We start from the raw sequence: 18563 nt of genomic DNA, 5'->3' as shown, positions 1-18563 counted from the left end.
TTTACGGGGTTATTCCATTCTTTGCAGGGTCATTTCACATGCCGTACAGTCGAAATGCAGTTGGAGCTTTTGTCCTTTATACAATAGGGTGAGGGGGTCGGGAAATTTGTTGCCGGCGGGTGTCTTTTTGCATATTCCCAGCATATAACGAATACAGTGACGGGTGAACATGAGGGGAACTCCCCTCGAAGGTTTTATTTCGAAGGCCGGGTCTATACGGGTAACCCCGTGTTCGCGATAGAATTGTTCGGCAAGTCGGTTAGATACGTTGCCGAGGTAAGATAGCTCTGTCTGGGGATAACATACGGTTTTGTCTTCCTCTTGTCGTTTCTCGGTTCGGTAGGCAATGCGTCTAACACGGTCGAGAGATTCGACCGCTTTTTGCCTGAGTTTTGAAAGTACGGAGGCCGGTATGAAGAAATTGTCGGGCAGGTCGATGTCTATTTTCAGGGCCGAGTAGGCGGTCGTTCCCAATTTGCCGAGCTGTTTCTTTTGAGTTTCTTGCTGAGGGGTTCGGGCGGTTTCGTGGGGTGCGTCTTCCCGTATGGTCGTGTGATTGCCGCATTCGTCTTTCATGTAAAGGGCATATCCTCCGGGAACGGCATAGAGGGTTATCTCTACATCGATTCTTCTGTCGGCGGAAGGGCGGGAGAGTCGTTTGTCAAACTCGAAATCGAAGTTCCGATACAGAACCGTGTGAGGGGTTATCTCGATTCGGGAGGCCGGGAAGATTCGGTTCCCTTCCACCCGATTTACCCGTACACCCTCGAATTCCCCTTTGTTATTGGCGAAGCATAGTCCGTCTCCGTTGTGTATGGGAGTGAGTCCGGCGATCGTAAATGTGTTTTTATCGGATTGTTTGACTTTTCCCACGTATTCACCCAAAGATTTCGGGGTGTCGGGCGAGGCGATAGGTTCGGGCGTTCTTCCGTCCAAAAAATAGTGGGTGAATCCTCGGTTGAAACTTTTTTCGAGCCGGGGTGTAAATTCTATCGAAGAGTGTCCGGTCGAGGCTGTACGGTATTCGGGACGGCGTTTGAAAATCTTGTCGAGTTCCTGCCTGTAATAGGCCGTACAGTTTTTTACGTAGGCCATGTCTTTGAGTCGTCCCTCTATCTTGAAAGACGATACACCCGCATCGAGAAGCTCCTCCAATCTGTCGCTTTGATTGAGGTCCCGAAGAGAGAGCAGATGCTTGTCTTTGGCGATAACATTGCCTTTCCCATCTATGAGAGTATAGGGAAGCCGGCAGTATTGGGCGCATTTGCCCCGGTTGGCACTGCGTCCGCACATCGCTTCGCTAAGGTAGCATTGTCCGCTGTAACTGACGCACAGGGCTCCATGCACGAAAACTTCGAGCGGGACTTGTACCGATCGGGCTATCTCGTTGATTTGCCCCAGTGAAAGTTCGCGGGCCAGTACGACTTGTGAAAATCCGCATTGTTCGAGGAATTTTACTTTCTCGGGTGTACGGTTGTCGGCTTGTGTGCTGGCGTGCAGAGCTATGGGAGGAATGTCGAGCCGGGTGATACCCATGTCTTGGACAATGAGTGCATCGGACTCTATTTTGTATAATTCGTGAATGAGTCGTTCGGCGTCGCGCAGTTCGTCGTCCCGTAAAATGGTATTCAATGTGATGTACACCCGGGCATCGAATCGATGGGCGAAGTCGATGAGTCGGGCTAAATCGGCGATGCTGTTACCTGCGGTGGAACGTGCCCCGAAGCGAGGCGCGCCGATATACACGGCATCGGCGCCGTGGAGAATCGCTTGCTGCCCGATTTCGACGTTTTTCGCCGGGGCTAATAGTTCTATGCGACGTACGGTTTTCATTGTATATCGTTCAGGTTATAGGGCGTTTGTTGATATACGAAATAGTTCAGCCAATTCGTGAAAAGCAGGTTGGCATGTCCCCGCCAGTTGACGATCGGATTGTTATCGGGATTGTTATCGGGATAGTAATTTCGGGGGAGGGCAATGTCGAGGCCTTTCGCCAAATCGCGGCGATACTCGATGTCGAGCGTGAGAGTCGAATATTCGGAGTGCCCCGTGATGAAAAACTCTCTGCCGCAACGAGCCATGACCATATAAACTCCCGCATCCTCCGATTCGGAAAGGATTGTCAAGGATTTATCCTTTTCGATATCGGCTCGGCGTACCTCGGAATATCGGCTGTGAGGAACGTAAAACAAGTCGTCGAATCCTCTGAAAATAGGATTTCGCTCGTCGTATTTATGATGGGCGAATACTCCGAAAAGTTTTTTATCCAACGGGTATTTGGGGATTCCGTAAAAATGGTACAGCCCGGCCAAAGCAGCCCAACAAATATAGAGAGTCGAGGTAACGTGTTTGTGCGCCCAGTCGAAAATCTCGACTAACTCGTTCCAGTAATCGACCTCCTCGAATTGTAATTTTTCGACAGGGGCGCCTGTGATAATCATGCCGTCGTAGTTTTGACTGCGTATTTCGTCGAAGTCTTTATAAAATGTATCGATATGTTCGAGCGGAGTATTCCGGGAGATGTGTCCCGAAACGCTCATGAAATCGAGTTCGATTTGTAAAGGCGTGTTGGAGATGAGGCGTAATAGATCGGTTTCGGTAACTATTTTTAAAGGCATGAGGTTCAATATGAGCAACTTCAATGGACGAATGTCTTGTGTCGAAGCACGCAAATCGTCCATGACAAATATATTTTCGGCCTTTAATATTTCGACTGCCGGTAATGACGAAGGTATTTTTACGGGCATATTTTGTTATTATTTTAATCGAACAAAATTATAAAAAAATGAACGGTTCGGAAAATCTTTCTTGAAATAGTAATAAATTTTTGATAATTAGATATTTATGGTTTGGTTTTAATGTTGAAATAAGCGAATGGAAATATATAATTCATAAAAAAGCAATATGTTTTTTTATGTTATAAAACATATTTATTGCGAATTTGTTATTATATTTGTAGCGTAAAAAGAGTAAAAAGAATCCGTTTTTCACAAAGGGTGGAAAACAAAAAAAGCTGAATTATGATGAAAGAACAAATGACAGTAGAGATGCTTCGGTATCAGATAGCGAAGTATCGAGTAATGGGAAATGGCGCCATGTGCCAAGAGTTAACAGCCTTATTACAAAAAAAATTGGCAGCTGCGGTTGCCTGATTTTAGAAGAAAGCACAAGCCGTGATAAATGAATACGGCTTGGTAAAATACATCAAGAGCGAAAACCGATCAGGATTTTCGCTCTTGTTTTTTTATAGTACTCTCCTTCTCCCTTGCTGTGTCCCGTAGTTTTATGGGGAGTCGCGTTAACGATATAGGGAAAACACCTAAGAAACAGTGGTTTCTTAGGAGAGGGTTAAGAAGAATAGCTTGGAAATTTATCAGTATGTGTAATCCACGCATGCCCTGTCGGCTTTATGTCCGGCGAGGAGTGCGGCAGCGGCTACATGGGCCGGGTGTTTTGCGTAGGTTTCTACATCTTCCATTTTTTCTACGACCGCAGTAAGTACGATATCCCAACTTTCGGACGGGTTTTCATTGATGCCCACTTCTATACTTTTAAGCACGTCGATAGTTAGGGGCAGAGCCATCAAAGCATCTTTGAATTTATTCGCTACCTCTTTGCGTTCTGCCGGAGTGCCGGTCAGTTTGAAAGTTACAATATGTTTTATCATACCGAAAATATGTTTTTATAAATTGTAGAGTCGTTCGCGGGCGGCTTGTACCTTTTCATCGGTGATGTAATCGTCGTAGTCCATCATTTTGTCGATGATACCGCCGGGAGTCAGTTCAATGATACGATTGCAGACGGTCTGTATAAATTCGTGGTCGTGCGAGGAAAGCAGCACATTACCCTTGAATCCTTGCAGCGTATTGTTGAAAGCCTGTATCGATTCGAGGTCGAGGTGGTTGGTGGGGGAATCGAGTATCATGGTGTTGGCATTTTTCAACATCATACGGGCGATCATACAACGCATTTTTTCCCCTCCGGACAATACGGACGCCTGTTTGAGCAACTCTTCTCCCGAGAAGAGCATACGACCGAGAAAGCCTTTGAGATACAGCTCGCTGGTGTCCTCTGAGAATTGTGCCAACCAATCGATCAGATTCATGTCCGTATTGAAAAACGAACTGTTATCGAGCGGCAGATAGGCCGTGGTGATGGTTTGTCCCCATTCGTAGGTTCCCGCATCGGCTTTCGCTTCGCCGTTGATGATTTCGAAAAGAGCTGTCATAGCACGAGGATCGTGAGAGATGAAAGCCACTTTGTCGTCTTTTTCGATGGAGAAGTTCACGTCTTTGAAAAGCAGAGTCCCTTCGATCGATTTTGCGAGTCCTTTGACTTCGAGAATTTTGTTACCCGGCTCCCGTGACGGAGTGAAAATGATACCCGGGTATCGGCGGGAAGAAGGTTGTATCTCTTCGATATTGAGCTTTTCGAGCATCTTTTTACGGCTGGTCGTCTGTTTCGATTTGGCGACATTGGCACTGAACCTCTGGATAAATTCGAGCAATTCTTTTCGCTTTTCTTCGGCTTTCTTGTTTTGTTGCTGTTGTTGACGCAGAGCCAACTGGCTGGATTCGTACCAGAAACTGTAATTCCCGGCGAAAAGTTGTACTTTGCCGAAGTCGATATCTACGGTGTGCGTACATACCGAATCGAGGAAGTGCCGGTCGTGCGAAACGACCAATACGGTATTTTCGAAGTTGGCGAGGTAGTTTTCGAGCCACATCACCGTTTCGAGGTCGAGGTCATTGGTGGGCTCGTCGAGCAGCAAGTTGTCCGGGTGACCGAACAATGCTTTTGCCAACAATACCCGTACTTTTTCCTTACCGCTCAAATCTTTCATGAGCATGTAGTGTTTGTTTTCCTTGATACCCAGTCCGCTGAGCAGGGAAGCTGCATCGCTTTCGGCATTCCAACCTTCGAGCTCGGCGAATTTCTCTTCGAGTTCGGCTGCGCGGATACCGTCCGCATCGCTGAAATCGGGTTTGGCGTACAAGGCATCTTTTTCCTGCATGATGTCCCATAGAACGGTATGCCCCATCAGCACGGTATTGATGACGGTAAATTCATCGAATGCAAAGTGATCCTGACTCAATACAGAGAGGCGTTCACCCGGCCCCAGAGTCACAGTACCGTGAGAGGGTTCGAGTTGATTGCTCAAAATACGCATGAGGGTCGATTTGCCGGCTCCGTTAGCTCCGATAATGCCATAGCAGTTTCCCGGAGTAAACTTTAAATTAACCTCTTGAAAAAGAACTCTTTTACCAAATTGAATACCTAAATTGTTAACCGTTATCATCTTTTACCTTTTCGTGTTTACCGGGTGGAACGGGGAGAGAGACGAATATCGCTCGATAGTGCCGAGACCCGGTTCTTATTTTTTCGATTGGCAAAGGTAGCTCTTTTTTTCGAGATATGAAAAGTCCTGTTTTTTATGAGGTTTATTCCGGGACAGGATAGTTTTTCTATATCATATCGGGGAGGAAGGGCTTTTGACGATAATTTTACGGTTGACTTTTTTCCCGGTAGAGGTCAATCCGTTTATGATGTAGATACCGGGTTGCAGTTCGGTGAATATGTCCCGATGGTTTTCGGTAAATCGGCCGATGATTTGTCCTTGCAGGTTAAAGATAGTTCCCGATTCGATAAATTCGTCCTGTTCTATTTTCTCGATACCCATGTGGTCGTTCATACGGAAATATAGAGTTTGGGTCATTAAAATTTTGGAACCGTTAAATCCCCATACCGTTATTTCGTAGTTGGTATCGATATATATTTTGTCGAAGGTGTACGTGGTATAACTATTGTTGATGTTGTCTTCGAGGTTGTCTTCCCAAATCTTATCTCTGTTTGTGTCGACGATTTTTATCGTATAGGTTTTTGCATCCCAAGCATGAAATCCCACAGTCAGTGTGCAAGATTGTGCATCCTGTACCTTTACATCGAGAATATCGATCTTCGGCTGGTCGGGGTATGTGCGGATAAAGAAAGGGTAGTTGATTTCATAGGTTATTCCTCCATATTGGGTTTTGCAGTAAATATTGCAAATGACATCACCGTCATCGTTCCGTTTGTCCATATATTCCACAGTGGGTATTTCGATTGGGAATTGGGGACTTTCGCCGGTCGCGATGATTTTTGGACCTCCCTCTTTTTGGGCGATTTCGAAGCTCCATTGGAAGTTTTCCGCCGGGAAATCGGTGATGCATTCAAACTGGTATTTACGATTGGGTTCGTAATAGACGATGCCCGATCGGGGAATCTCGTTGTTGTTAACTTGGATTTTACTTAAAAAATCGTGGGAGTTGAAAGTCAATATTTCCGACTTTGCTGCAAATTCTCCGTAACTTGTTATTACAAACTCATAGTCAGTGTCGGTAAATAGCGAAGTTATGGTATATGTTATGTAGCTTTTATCTTCGTAGTCTTTCGGGTTGATATTTTCGTTGGTGATGTAGAGCAAATCGGGGGACCTTATATCCAAAGAATAGAACGGATCGCCCCATGACTTAAACCCGATGGTGAGATTACAGCGGTAGGGTGAGATGAGTTCTATACCCACAATATCTATGGTATGTTTTTCGGTTGCGTCGACGGTGAAAATCTTCCCTCCGAGTAGAATCAAAACGACGAATATAAATGCCTTTACTCTCATGGTTTCTATATATTTGTAGAATATAGGATGCGGCTCGGCATAGTCAAATCGGAAATGAGATTTCGGTTTGCCTTTGCGCTCGCCTTTCTGTATATTTGTGAGTTTTCAAATATAAAAATTAGATTTAATAGATACAAATTTTATACTGTGAAATGCACAATAATTGAGTCCCTTTGTTCATAAAGAGTGATTCAAAAAAGTGTACCTAATATCCCTGTGGAGGTTTTCTTCGGTTGTAGAGAGCGCATAATGTTGTTTTCATACCATGTTTTGGGAGGCTCATTGTTTTGGTGAGCGCACTCGAATAGCGGGTATAATTGGTCGTAAGTCATCGAATTTGCGATGATGTTTTTTAATTCGGCGGTATTCAAAGGAATGATTTTCATTCCGTTAATGCACTGCTCTCCATCGCTTGAATAGTAGGGCATTTGTTTTCGCCCCCGGAAATCCGAAATAACGTTTAGATGCAGGAACGGGGTGACAAACAAGGCGTAGGCTTCCTGCCGATTGTCGCGTAAGAGGAAGTCACCCAAATGCCGGGAGACCGGTTCCATCTCCATGCGGCGTTGTGTGCCGGCCTCGGCAAGGGTCGCTTCGATAAGCAGTGTGTGCTCCGGGTAACCGGGAGTGGCATTGTATCGATAGGTAATGTCTTCCATACCACCGGCGGCGTGTGTTTTCGGAAGCAAATCGGCATCTAACGACAGGTTGAAGTAATCCAGAATGCGCCCTTTGCGGTTGCTTACCTTGTACCAGACGATACCGACGATGTATTCGAAAATGGTGGGCACATCGGCGTTGTCGGTGACGAGCCTGCGGATATTGATGTCGTTGCGGGTTTCGAAGTCAGACAACAGTTCCAACAGGACATGGTCGGGAAAACGGGCATCGATGAGCCGGTTGAAACGCTCGTGGCGCTCGTCGTCGAGAAAGGCGCGAATGTCGCTGAGCGATTGCGGGGCAAGGCCATACTTGTCTGCCAGTTTACGATGCAGGTCGGATTCTTCGATATCATAGCGAGGTATGATTTTTTCGATGTCGCAATCGAGGGGCAGGAGCGGTGAGGTCGTGAAAGCGATTTCTTCGAGATTTTCGGCACAAAGGTCGAAAAAACATTTCGGTATGGGGGAGAGTTCTACCCTGTTGTCTTTGAAAAGAACGGTATCGGTCGTCCCGAAATATCGGCGGTTCAGATCGAAATAATCAGACAAATTGGCTTTTACCTTGAAGAGATGCATCAATCGGAAGAATCTGTCTTTCAATTCAGATTCGTTTCGGCAATTCAAGATGGGAACATCGTTGAGCGAGGCGGATAGTAATTTCTTTATTTTTCCCCTGTTCGTCGTTTTGAAAAGGTGGTTGCACCACAACGCACCGATGCGAATGTTCCGGCAGGCTTGTAACAAATCGAGAATGGATTGAGCGTTGTTTCTATCCAATGACTCGATAGTGCGGTAGAGCGGGTAGTATGTGCTGTCGTATTGACGACTTTTGCGGTTGATTCCCGCTTGGCAAATCACATGTTCGGATACCGGTCTCTCCAAAAGATATAGCCTCGCTTCCCGGTAATTCTCCATCGTCAAGAGTGTATCGACGATGATTTCGTCGATTGTGATATCTCCTTTTCGCAATCGTTTTATGCAATCGACGATTGTTCTGAATTTTCGGGAAGTGGTAATGAGTGGCAGCAGGTAGGTGAACTCTTCTTGTGTGAGATATTCCAGCTGTTTCAAAGCGAGAACCAGTACGACGAACAGTCGTACGATTTCACCGTCTACGTCGTTGCTCGTTTTGAGCATCTGTTTGAAATAAATGTAGCTATCGGCCGGAATTTGCAGCAGATTATTCGGTCGGAAATCTCCGTTGGAGGTGATTTGTCGTAATGATTCTCCGGCGGCAGTCGGTCTTCGTTCGTTATCGATCAATCCCAAATCAATCAACCCCGATGTTTTTTCCCGGGCATCTTTGGGTTTGTTGGGTGCATCGCCGGTAAGAAAATCGTTGTCTTTCATGAAGTCGTAGTACAAAGATTGTATCTCGTCGTTCCCCGACCAAACGACATCGGTATGAACCTCCCAAAACTTGGAAAGAAGAGTCAATTGTCTTTCGATTTTTTGATTGAAATCGGCAGTCCTGAAACTCGTGGTTCCCATCGACCAACAATAGCTTTTATATGTACACATACTTCATTCGAAATTGGTGATTAGTACTTCGGTGGAATGTTTGCTCCTGTCTTTTTTGTGATAACTCGAATTGCTGTAATTGTAATTCAAATCGTGACGGATATACATGGGATTCCGTTCTAACCATTCGGCCAATATCGTGTTTTCTTTGTCTCCGTTTTTCAGAACGTTCGACAAGGCGAATTTTATTCCTCTGTCGTTCGCCCGGTCGAGGTAAGTGAGCAGTTGTTTTTCGAGCCGGGCGTTCCAGCCGTTATTTTCGTTGTAGGTGGCGCAGGTTATCAAATAAGGGGGATCGGCATAAATGAGACTGTGTTCGGACAGCCCATCGAATGGAATTCTCCGAAAATCGTTGGACGACAGTTCGATATGGGGATTTTTGATGGCTTCGGCAAAATGCCTCACTTTGTTCCTCATGTTGTTATTGAAGTCGCGTTTCCCCACCGGAAGATTGAATTCTCTTTTTTCGTTGAACCGTATTTGATTGTTGAAGGCAAACACGATGAGGGTGAACAGCATGAAGAAATAACGGTCGTTCCTCCTTTTCATATTATTCAGCTCGCTACGCAGCCGGTTATATCCTTCCTTGTTATATGTACCCAAACCTCTCGCGCTTTCGCATTGGTAAAACGCATATCCGTTCGTGCGACTGTCCGACAGGCCGTACCGGTCGATGATGCCGTCGATTATCTCTAAAATCTGTTCGGTGGGGTATTGCCGGAATAATCTGAAAATGCGTATGACGTTCTTGTCCGAGTCATTCAAGACGATTCTCTCTGCCGATGTGTTGATTCCTACGTTACCGCCACCGCAGAACAGGTCTACCAACACATCGATGTTTGCGGGAAACAAGGGCAGGATTTGCGGTAATAGCCTGAATTTTCCACCTGTATAATTGAGAGGTGATTGTATCCGGTTCGGAAAGTCTAGTGATTGTCGCATACACATATAAATAGGCGTTCTTGATGGTTTTTAATATTCGACTTTCCCGTGGTAAATGGTCTGTGGTCATGGGAAAAAACTTGTACTCGGCCTTTGGCTTCGAGTATACGCATGATGTCGGTATCGTCCATTTTTGCATTGGATCGCCCATTCCCTTTTTTTGCCATGTTGTTGTATGACAGTACAATGTATCTCGTGTGTAGATTGTCGACGAGGTCGGCGAAAGCATCGACCGCCTTCATGGTACAAAAGTCGCTTTTCTTGTCTTTTTGGTTGAATTTTCCGGCTACTCCTTTTACCTCCGGTTTTTCCCAACGGACCAGATTTTCATAGAGATGGTAGGCATCGCAATATTGGCGGGAATTATAGGGTGGATCCATGTAGACGATGTCGGCATGCAGTGTTCGAGCCAGCGTGTTGCTGTTTTCTTGGTAAATTGCTACATTGTCATAGCTTCGAGCGTCTATTAACCGGAGGGTGAGGGATTTTTTTTCTATCTCCTTTCCTTGTATGTAGGCATCGAAATGCCCTACGGTGTTGGCTATGCGATCCATATTGTAAATGAGGGTGGAGAGTAGAATGTTATATTCTTTGTCTGTGAGTTCTCCTCGACGGTCTTCTATGTTCTGGCGAACATATCCGATGAGTTTCGAAACTCCATAATCGAAATATTTACCGCCGAAGTTTATTGAAAAATAATTATCCTCCAAAGAGTTGTAATCGGTGTGATTATACTCGTCGAGGATTGTACATAATTTATCCCTGTTCCATTCTCCTTTTTCGAAGAAACCTTGATAGATGACTCGGTTGGCACAAAGCAAATCGTTGAATATCACTTGGTCGTAATAGGGTATTGCTTTCCCGGCCACAGCACCGGTTCCAGCAAAAATATCGCAGAACGAATGCGCCTCGGGGCATTCCCGCCGAATAGTTTCCATGATCCAATCGGTCAGTTTGGTTTTGTTTCCAATGTAACGGCGGCTTTCCAGCCCGATGGGGCGAGATATGAACGAGTTCATGAAGAACGAGATGTATCGCTCTCCGAGTCGGGCTTTTTCCTGAGCGACTTTCAGGGCTTCGATGGTATGGTCGGGATACTGCTCGCTTATTTCTAAAATTTTATCGCTTACTAATTGCAGGACTAGCAGGTTACTGTCGAGCCCGTAAGTTTCCGCTAATTTGATGAGTAAGCTCTCGGAAGGCATTCGTTTCCCATTTTCGACACGGCTCAACAGAGTCAAATCGATATTCGATTCGATAGCGACCTGTCGAAGTTGTAACCCACGTTCTTCCCGTATAGTTTTCAATATTTTACCTATGGTATGCATGTTATCTGCGTTTGACAACGTATGGCAAAATTACAAAACAAATTCGAGCAGCACTTAACTTCTGGGATAAAAATTTTCTCTATTTGTGAAACCCGTTAGAAAAGGCTACTTTTGTCGGCAAATTGAGAGCTATGATGCGCATTGATATTATTACCGTATTGCCAGAGTTATTGCAAAGCCCGCTGAATTATTCTATTCTGAAAAGAGCCCAAGATAAAAAGTTGGTCGAGATCGTGGTTCACAATCTGAGGGATTACTCGTTGGATAAACATCGGCGAGTCGACGACTATCCATTCGGGGGAGAGGCCGGTATGGTCATGCAGATAGAGCCTGTGGATCGGGCTATCACTCAATTGAAAAGCGAGCGGAATTACGATGAGGTGATTTTTACAACTCCCGACGGAGAGCGATTCGACCAGCCTATGGCTAACCGTTTGTCGATGGCGGGTAATCTCATTATTCTGTGCGGTCATTATAAAGGTATCGATTACCGCATACGGGAACATTTCGTGACGAAGGAGGTGACGATAGGAGATTATGTCCTCACCGGGGGAGAGCTGGCCGCTGCGATCATGTGCGATGCTATCGTGCGTCTTATACCGGGAGCTATCGGTGACGAGCAGTCGGCTTTATCCGATTCCTTTCAGGACAATTTATTGGCTCCGCCCGTTTATACGCGCCCGGCGGAATATAAAGGTTGGAGAGTTCCCGATGTGTTGCTTTCGGGACATCAACGTAAAATCGACGAATGGAAACACGAGCAGTCACTCGAACGTACCCGACGCTTACGCCCGGATTTATTGGAATGACAACTCTTTGCTATTGAGTTCTATCTCGGTGAATATAGTTGCTCGTGAAGTGTGTGAAAGTATGTATGTAGCAGGGGTAATCGTTTGATCTTTTCTGGCTACTAACCGATGGAGCAGTTCTTTTTTTCGTTCTCCCACCAGAGCGATAAGGATTTCACGGGATGCTAAAATGACTTCTCCGGTTTGAGTAATTCGTCTTTGCCCGGTTGCCGGGTGTCGTGACACAGCATAAAGGTCGTCCGATTTTAATAAATCGGTATCGTTATTGAATATGGATGCGATGTGCTCGTCTTCGCCGATGCCGAGCAGGGTACAGTCGAATTGTGGTACTCCGTTACTGTCGGGCAGCATTTCTGCGACCAATCGGGAGTATCTTTCAGCTTCTCGGTAGGGAATATCTTCTCCTTGTATTCTGTAAATGTGGTTCGGATTTATACCTACGGGTTTGAAAAACAGTTTTTCAGCCCAATGATAATTGCTTTCTTCGTTTTCAGACGATACGCATCGTTCATCTACCCAAAAGAAATGTACGTTTTTCCACCGTTTGGGATCATTATATTGATTTTTCCATATTTCGAAAAGTGAGCGAGCTGTCTCTCCTCCCGATAGGGCCAAGTAAAAAGGTTTCTTTGTACGTGCGGCAGCCGATATGAGTAAGGCGTTGGTGAGGGCTATCAGCGATTTAGTTGCGTCTGGATAGAATTGTACGATGGTTTGATTCATGATGTTGTTTATTATGTTATGGGTTGGGGGTGCAAACAGGTGCTTCGAGCACATACGGGTGAGAATATATATGGGTAATCTCGCGAGGTATCGGACTACCGGCCGGATAAAATACGAGATTCTCTTCTTTTTCTTTTTCCCAGTGGTCGATGAGAGGGGCCAAATAGTGCCAGCTCAGTTCCAGAGCATCGCTTCGCGAATATAGTAGAGCGTCGCCTCGCATGGCATCGAGAAGAAGCCGTTCATAAGCATCCGGTAATTTATTCGGGATAAGTGAGTTGTAGAAAAAATCCATGCTCACTTGCTGTACCTCGAAGTTGGTTCCGGGCTGTTTTAAACCGAAACGTAACCGGATGCTTTCGTCGGGTTGTAGAGTAATGATGAGTTGATTGCAAGAGTCTCCGCAACATTGTCCCGGAAATAATGCCTGTGGCGTGGAACGGAAATGTATGATGATTTCAGACCTCTTTTCGGATAATCGTTTCCCCGTATAAATATAAAATGGAACATGAGCCCACCGCCAATTATCTATGTATAATTTTAGAGCGACAAAGGTTTCTGTCGTCGATTGCTTATTTACGTTCGGTTCTTCTCGGTATCCGGGAAGTTTTGTTCCGTTTAATTTCCCTTCGGAGTATTGTGCCCGCAGTGTGTTATGCGCTATATCGTCGGGAGAGAGTGGACGTAATGACCGGAATACTTTACTGATTTCATTGCGAATTGCTTCGGTTTCGAAAGAGGAGGGTGGTTCCATAGCGATAAATGCCATGATTTGCATGAGATGACTTTGTACCATGTCTCGCAGAGCACCGGCCGAATCGTAGTAATTACCTCGTTGTTCCACTCCTAAGGTTTCGGTGGCCGTTATTTCTATGTGGTCTATGTAATTCCGATTCCAAAGAGGTTCCCAAATGCTGTTGGCGAAGCGCAGGACTAAAATGTTTTGAACAGTTTCTTTTCCCAAAAAATGATCTATACGGTAGATTTCTCGTTCGGGGAATATTCCGCATAATAATTTGTCGAGTTGTTTCGCTTCATCTTCGTTACTTCCATACGGCTTTTCTATAATGATTCTCCGCCAACCGTTTTTAGAGATGTTTTGTTGTTGGGCTTGTATGCAGATGGGGATAGTTGCATACATCTGAGGCGGCGTAGCGAGATAAAACAACATGTTATCTTCTATGCCGGCGGCATTGCGCAATTGTTCTATTTCTCTGAATAAAGCGACGTATGCATTGCAGTCGGTAGTATCGCAAGAGATATAGTATATTTCTCTGAGGAAGTTTTTTAGATAAGGATTATCCGTGGCATAGGTCTTTCCGTTACCAATGATAGATGAATGCAAGGATTGTCGGAATTCTTCAGTACTTTGTTTTGTCCGGGAAACACCTACGATTAAAAATTTGTCGGGAAGAAGTTTCCTTTCGAATAGCTCGAATAACGAGGGTATGAGTTTCCGATGGGTTAAATCACCTGATGCTCCGAAGATAATCAGAATTTGGCTTTCGGGTATTTTGTTCATATCGAAATTTTTTGTTTGTTTTTATAGAGAATAGTTACCGGAGGTCGTTCCGTCTCCGTGTCGGTTCCAGTCGGTGTGAAAAAACGTACCTGCCGGAGCATCGATTCTTTCATACAAATGAGCACCGAAGTAGTCTCGTTGCGCTTGTATCAGGTTGGCCGATGATTTTTTACATCTAAAACCGTCGAACCATGCTAATGCCGAGGCTGTCCCGGGTATGGCTATCCCTGCTGCTATGGCCGTTTGAACTACTTTCCGCCAAAACGGGAGACATAAAATTATTTTTTCCCTGAAATAAGGTGTGAATAGTAAGTTTTCGTATTCATTCGTCAGTTTGTAAGCCTGAGCTATTTCGTAGAGAAATCGAGATTGTATGATGCAACCCTTTCTCCATATAGTCGCTATATCGGCGAGGTTGAGCTGCCAGTTATGTTTTTCGGACATGTTGTACAATAAATCGAACCCTTGTGTATATGCGATGATTTTGGAGGCGTAAAGAGCATGATGTATGTCGTCTACGCTAAGTTCGAATATCGGAGCCGGATCGGTTTCGGGGTATAAACGATGTGCTTTGTTTCGCTCTGTTGTGCGATTCGATAAGAGTCGGGCAAAAACCGACTCGGCAGTAACAGATAGCGTGGTTCCGCTGTCGATGGCAGCCTCTATGCTCCATTTTCCTGTTCCCTTTTGTCCCGCACGGTCTGCTATTTTGTCGATTAGGGATTTACCGTCGGTATCTTTATATCGTAATATGGGTGCTGTTATTCCTATCAAATAACTGTCCAGAACACCTTTGTTCCATGATTCGAAAGTTTGGGCAGTGGCTTCATGGTCTCCTTTTTGCAAAATATTCAATAGGGAATACGCCTCGGCTATCAGTTGCATATCTCCGTATTCTATACCGTTGTGAACTGTTTTTACGAAGTGTCCCGAACCGTCGGGCCCGATCCATGAGCAGCAGGGAGTCCCGTCGTCGAGATGCACAGCTATGTTTTGTAAAACGGGTAATATTTCTTTTTTGATTTCGTCTGATCCTCCCGGCATAATCGATGGCCCGTGGAGAGCTCCTTCTTCTCCGCCCGAAATACCGCAGCCTACAAAAAATATTCCTTTTTCCCGCAATTCGTTTTCACGACGTTGAGTATCTCGATAATCCGAATTTCCGCCGTCTATGATTGTATCGCCTTTTTTGAGAAAGGGAAGTAATGTTGTAATCATTTCGTCTACGGGGTGTCCGGCTCGTATCATAAGTAAAATTTTTCGAGGGGATTTCAATGATTCGATAAATTCTTTGGGCGAGTGTGTACCGATGAAATGTTTGTTTTTCCCTTTATTGGCGAGAAATGAATCTACCGCTTGCGGACTGTTTTCCCGCAATCGATTATATAATGATACCCGATAACCTTTTTGTTCGAGGTTGAGGGCTAAATTTTCACCCATAACAGCCAGTCCTACGAGGCCTATGTCCGATTTTATCATGTTTAGGAAGATTTTGTTTATTAAAGCTATTATTGATTAAACACTTTTCTCCTTTTTTTGTTCATGAAAAATGATGGTTTCTGTTTACTTGTCGAATTGTGAAGAATTGGTAAAATCACATTTTTTATGTATATTTACCTCGTTTTTGAAATATTAGAAGCTGTTTTAAATTTATTTCGAGACAGATTGAGACCTATGTTGAAGCAGATTGGAGTCCGAGATATGCAGTCAATAGCGGGCTATTGACAAAAATCAAGGGATTCAAGATGCCAGACAGGGGCTCAATATGGCCGGAACATACCTGCTTGCAATGATAATATTATTTCTCAATAAATTTAAAACAGCTTCTTAGTAAATAAACTCTATGGTTATCAGTCCTGAAAATATATTGTTGGTAGGAGCCATTTTATTGTTCCTGAGTGTCCTTGTCGGAAAAACAGGAGCGAAATTTGGTGTACCGGCGTTGCTATTGTTCCTCGGTGTGGGAATGCTTGCCGGTTCAGACGGTTTCGGTATTTATTTCGATAGTCCTCAAATAGCCCAGTTTATAGGTACGGTTGCACTTTGTATCATTTTGTTTTCGGGTGGAATGGATACACACTATCGGGAAATAAAACCAATTTTAGCTCCGGGTGTGACTTTGGCTACGTTGGGAGTTTTAATGACAACGATTATAACAGGATTATTCATTTATTCGTTGTCCGATCTTTTGCCGGGTAATTTTCAGTTAGGATTGTTAGAATCCATGCTGTTGGCTGCTGTTATGTCATCGACAGATTCGGCATCCGTTTTTTCTATTTTGCGTTCGAAGGGGATTTCTTTGAAAGAGCGTTTGCGGCCGACTCTCGAATTGGAGAGCGGTAGTAACGATCCTATGGCCTATATGCTTACGATACTTTTGATTCAGGTTATTGAAATTGGAGTTATCGATTGGCCTCATTCCATCGTTCTGCTTTTTATGCAACTGTCGATAGGTGCGGCTGCTGGATTTGCGTTGGGGTATGCTATTGTTTGGATTATAAATCGTATCAATGTCCCTAATGAATCGCTTTATCCGGTATTGTTGTTCTCTTGTGTTTTTTTCGTATTCGCTTTTACCAATCTTTTGCAAGGGAACGGATATTTGGCTGTCTATATAGCAGGTTTAGTCGTTGGAAATCGGAAGTTGGTGCACAAGCGTAGTTTGACTACATTTTTCGATGGTTTTACTTGGCTTTTCCAGATAGTCATGTTTTTAACACTCGGATTGTTGGTGAATCCTTCGGAGTTGCCTGCTGTTGCCGGAGTGGGATTGTTGGTTGCCATATTCATGATTGTTGTCTCGCGTCCGATATCTGTATTTACATGTTTATTGCCTTTCCGTAGGTTTACGACTCGGGCTCGTGTTTATATTTCATGGGTAGGGTTGAGGGGTGCTGTTCCTATTATTTTTGCGACCTATCCGCTTATGTCGGCAGAAATTCCTAATGCTCGTATGATTTTCAATATCGTGTTTTTCGTGACCATTGTCTCTTTGTTGGTACAAGGAACTACGGTAAGTGCGATGGCCAGATGGCTGGGATTGGTGGGGAAGAGCGAGGAAAAAGAAATCTTTAATGTCGCTCTACCCGATGAAATAAAATCGGCGATGAGCGAGATAGAGTTGACGGACGAGGCTTTATCGGGAGGTAATAAACTAATGAATCTTTCATTGCCGGATAATACGTTGGTCGTTATGGTCAAGCGCAGAGAACAATATTTTGTTCCCAAAGGACATACTCATTTACAGAGTGGAGACCGTCTTCTGGTGATTTCAGATAACGATGAGGAGCTACGTAAAAGCTATGAAAGTTTGGGAATCAGCCGTTATACCATGCGAAAGAATCGTTAGCAGTTATCCTATTGTCGGGATAATTTGAACGAGTATGAAGATGCTCTCCCTTGCCCTTTTACAAGTAGGTGATCTTGGGAAATTTCGACGATAGCATAGGCATTTTGGTTTTCTGTTTCAACCATTCCTTCCAGTGTGATCAAAGGGATATTTTTGTAATATCCGAATGCCCCGGCGTGGTGATGGCCCGAGAAAGCTGCCTTTATACAAGAATACTTGGATAGGGTGTCGACTATTTCATTGCCGTTCAATGCCGAAAAATCGCTTTGTGGATATAGCGGGTGATGAGAAAAAATTAAGACCGAAAGACCCTTTTTCTCGCATTTCTTTAATAGTCGATCGAGCCATTGCATTTGCTTTTCGCTTATTCCTCCGTTCCATTCATAAGCATATTTGCCTTTGATTTGTTTTATCTGTTCTTGCATCCTGTTCCATTCATTCTCTTTGGGTGTTCCCGCTATATTGGCGTATGAAGCGATTTCGTTGGTATTTAACATGATAAATACCCAGTCCCCTTTTTTGAACGAATAATATTCAGAAGGCATACTCAGCTGCTTGTAAAGGACAGAGTTGTTTGTAATGTCTTTGTAGTCGTGATTTCCTGTGAGGTGATAAATTTTATGATTAAGTTGGGAGAGATGCTGCTTTATTACTTCTAAATCGGAGTTCTTCCTGTCGGTAATATCACCTAAATTAATAGTGAATTGAACTTCTTGTCGGTTGAAATACTCGATGCATGTATCTAATTTTTGTAGAGCTTCCCGATAATAACGGGTATTTTGGGACGGACAATCAGCATACTGGGTGTCGGCGAATAATCCGAATTTAATGATTGATGATGCATCTTTATTTTGAGCTACCGCCAAGTTTGTGGAGAAACATAAGCAGGTAAGTAATCCAATCAGTTTGTTCATAATCGAGCGTTTTTCCGAATATAATTGCATGTTATGCTCTACTTTTAAAAGTCGTAATATTTGGAGCAAATGTATAATTAATTTTATGGGCAGGCAACTATTTATATCACAATTATTGAGGCGGGTATCGATACCCGC

Annotated in this window: 15 protein-coding genes; 3 read left to right on the top strand and 12 right to left on the bottom strand. The window is 44.3% G+C overall.

Going from position 1 to position 18563, the window contains the following annotated elements; all coding sequences use genetic code 11:
• Window positions 1-9: 9 nt before the first annotated feature.
• Window positions 10-1833: a peptidase U32 family protein gene (locus QVD32_RS09245; protein ID WP_118687572.1), complete on the bottom strand. Its 1824-nt coding sequence runs from the start codon at window positions 1831-1833 to the stop codon at window positions 10-12.
• Window positions 1830-2747, bottom strand: a complete 918-nt coding sequence (gene metA, locus QVD32_RS09240; RefSeq protein WP_118687571.1) for a homoserine O-acetyltransferase MetA — start codon at window positions 2745-2747, stop codon at window positions 1830-1832. Before metA ends, QVD32_RS09245 begins: the two co-directional genes overlap by 4 nt.
• A 273-nt stretch (window positions 2748-3020) precedes the next feature.
• Here metA and QVD32_RS09235 point away from each other — a divergent pair, with 273 nt between their 5' ends.
• A complete protein-coding gene (locus QVD32_RS09235) occupies window positions 3021-3152 on the top strand; it encodes a hypothetical protein (RefSeq protein ID WP_262483652.1) in 132 nt (43 codons plus the stop codon).
• A gap of 221 nt (window positions 3153-3373) precedes the next feature.
• Here QVD32_RS09235 and QVD32_RS09230 read toward each other — a convergent pair whose 3' ends face one another.
• From QVD32_RS09230 to QVD32_RS09205, 6 genes are all read right to left on the bottom strand, one after another.
• Complete coding sequence (locus QVD32_RS09230) at window positions 3374-3667, bottom strand: Dabb family protein (RefSeq protein WP_021891029.1); 294 nt, start codon at window positions 3665-3667, stop codon at window positions 3374-3376.
• A 15-nt stretch (window positions 3668-3682) separates the two neighbouring features.
• On the bottom strand, window positions 3683-5299 hold the full coding sequence (locus QVD32_RS09225; protein WP_008861057.1) for an ABC-F family ATP-binding cassette domain-containing protein: 1617 nt from the start codon (window positions 5297-5299) through the stop codon (window positions 3683-3685).
• A 171-nt stretch (window positions 5300-5470) separates the two neighbouring features.
• Complete coding sequence (locus QVD32_RS09220) at window positions 5471-6655, bottom strand: T9SS type A sorting domain-containing protein (RefSeq protein WP_021891030.1); 1185 nt, start codon at window positions 6653-6655, stop codon at window positions 5471-5473.
• 191 nt (window positions 6656-6846) lie between these two features.
• Entirely contained in the window at window positions 6847-8838 is a 1992-nt protein-coding gene (locus QVD32_RS09215) for an AlwI family type II restriction endonuclease (protein ID WP_118687570.1), read from the bottom strand.
• A 3-nt stretch (window positions 8839-8841) separates the two neighbouring features.
• On the bottom strand, window positions 8842-9780 hold the full coding sequence (locus QVD32_RS09210; protein ID WP_252206138.1) for a DNA adenine methylase: 939 nt from the start codon (window positions 9778-9780) through the stop codon (window positions 8842-8844).
• The gene (locus tag QVD32_RS09205) at window positions 9765-11108 is read right to left on the bottom strand and encodes a DNA adenine methylase (protein ID WP_021891033.1); all 1344 of its coding nucleotides are present in this window, start codon (window positions 11106-11108) and stop codon (window positions 9765-9767) included. The genes QVD32_RS09210 and QVD32_RS09205 overlap by 16 nt, the downstream gene beginning before the upstream one ends.
• 134 nt (window positions 11109-11242) lie before the next feature.
• Here QVD32_RS09205 and trmD point away from each other — a divergent pair, with 134 nt between their 5' ends.
• Window positions 11243-11917, top strand: a complete 675-nt coding sequence (gene trmD / locus QVD32_RS09200) for a tRNA (guanosine(37)-N1)-methyltransferase TrmD (RefSeq protein ID WP_008861052.1) — start codon at window positions 11243-11245, stop codon at window positions 11915-11917.
• Here the strand turns inward: trmD and pgl are convergent.
• From pgl to gnd, 3 genes are read right to left on the bottom strand one after another with little or no spacing between them, the layout of a single operon-like run.
• The gene (pgl, locus tag QVD32_RS09195; protein ID WP_008861051.1) at window positions 11906-12640 is read right to left on the bottom strand and encodes a 6-phosphogluconolactonase; all 735 of its coding nucleotides are present in this window, start codon (window positions 12638-12640) and stop codon (window positions 11906-11908) included. The genes trmD and pgl overlap by 12 nt on opposite strands.
• 16 nt (window positions 12641-12656) lie before the next feature.
• Window positions 12657-14162 (bottom strand): glucose-6-phosphate dehydrogenase, encoded by a 1506-nt coding sequence (zwf, locus tag QVD32_RS09190; protein ID WP_021891034.1) that lies wholly within the window; start codon window positions 14160-14162, stop codon window positions 12657-12659.
• A gap of 21 nt (window positions 14163-14183) precedes the next feature.
• Window positions 14184-15641, bottom strand: coding sequence for a decarboxylating NADP(+)-dependent phosphogluconate dehydrogenase (gnd, locus tag QVD32_RS09185; RefSeq protein ID WP_021891035.1), 1458 nt, complete (start codon window positions 15639-15641; stop codon window positions 14184-14186).
• 364 nt (window positions 15642-16005) lie between these two features.
• Here gnd and QVD32_RS09180 point away from each other — a divergent pair, with 364 nt between their 5' ends.
• Window positions 16006-17511: a potassium/proton antiporter gene (locus QVD32_RS09180; RefSeq protein ID WP_021891037.1), complete on the top strand. Its 1506-nt coding sequence runs from the start codon at window positions 16006-16008 to the stop codon at window positions 17509-17511.
• A gap of 8 nt (window positions 17512-17519) precedes the next feature.
• Here QVD32_RS09180 and QVD32_RS09175 read toward each other — a convergent pair whose 3' ends face one another.
• A complete protein-coding gene (locus QVD32_RS09175; RefSeq protein WP_229033653.1) occupies window positions 17520-18425 on the bottom strand; it encodes a metallophosphoesterase in 906 nt (301 codons plus the stop codon).
• Window positions 18426-18563: the final 138 nt, after the last annotated feature.

The sequence above is a fragment of the Barnesiella sp. genome, assembly GCF_022723415.1.
In the GTDB taxonomy this organism is placed as follows: Bacteria; Bacteroidota; Bacteroidia; order Bacteroidales; family Barnesiellaceae; genus Barnesiella; species Barnesiella intestinihominis.
This window is presented reverse-complemented; position numbering and strand designations above follow the sequence as displayed.

Excerpts from the sequence above, each read along its gene's own strand:
- QVD32_RS09245 (WP_118687572.1), bottom strand. The coding sequence starts at position 1,833 with ATGAAAACCGTACGTCGCATAGAACTATTAGCCCCGGCGAAAAACGTC.
- metA (WP_118687571.1), bottom strand. The coding sequence starts at position 2,747 with ATGCCCGTAAAAATACCTTCGTCATTACCGGCAGTCGAAATATTAAAG.
- QVD32_RS09235 (WP_262483652.1), top strand. The coding sequence starts at position 3,021 with ATGATGAAAGAACAAATGACAGTAGAGATGCTTCGGTATCAGATAGCG.
- QVD32_RS09230 (WP_021891029.1), bottom strand. The coding sequence starts at position 3,667 with ATGATAAAACATATTGTAACTTTCAAACTGACCGGCACTCCGGCAGAA.
- QVD32_RS09225 (WP_008861057.1), bottom strand. The coding sequence starts at position 5,299 with ATGATAACGGTTAACAATTTAGGTATTCAATTTGGTAAAAGAGTTCTT.
- QVD32_RS09220 (WP_021891030.1), bottom strand. The coding sequence starts at position 6,655 with ATGAGAGTAAAGGCATTTATATTCGTCGTTTTGATTCTACTCGGAGGG.
- QVD32_RS09215 (WP_118687570.1), bottom strand. The coding sequence starts at position 8,838 with ATGTGTACATATAAAAGCTATTGTTGGTCGATGGGAACCACGAGTTTC.
- QVD32_RS09210 (WP_252206138.1), bottom strand. The coding sequence starts at position 9,780 with ATGCGACAATCACTAGACTTTCCGAACCGGATACAATCACCTCTCAAT.
- QVD32_RS09205 (WP_021891033.1), bottom strand. The coding sequence starts at position 11,108 with ATGCATACCATAGGTAAAATATTGAAAACTATACGGGAAGAACGTGGG.
- trmD (WP_008861052.1), top strand. The coding sequence starts at position 11,243 with ATGCGCATTGATATTATTACCGTATTGCCAGAGTTATTGCAAAGCCCG.
- pgl (WP_008861051.1), bottom strand. The coding sequence starts at position 12,640 with ATGAATCAAACCATCGTACAATTCTATCCAGACGCAACTAAATCGCTG.
- zwf (WP_021891034.1), bottom strand. The coding sequence starts at position 14,162 with ATGAACAAAATACCCGAAAGCCAAATTCTGATTATCTTCGGAGCATCA.
- gnd (WP_021891035.1), bottom strand. The coding sequence starts at position 15,641 with ATGATAAAATCGGACATAGGCCTCGTAGGACTGGCTGTTATGGGTGAA.
- QVD32_RS09180 (WP_021891037.1), top strand. The coding sequence starts at position 16,006 with ATGGTTATCAGTCCTGAAAATATATTGTTGGTAGGAGCCATTTTATTG.
- QVD32_RS09175 (WP_229033653.1), bottom strand. The coding sequence starts at position 18,425 with ATGAACAAACTGATTGGATTACTTACCTGCTTATGTTTCTCCACAAAC.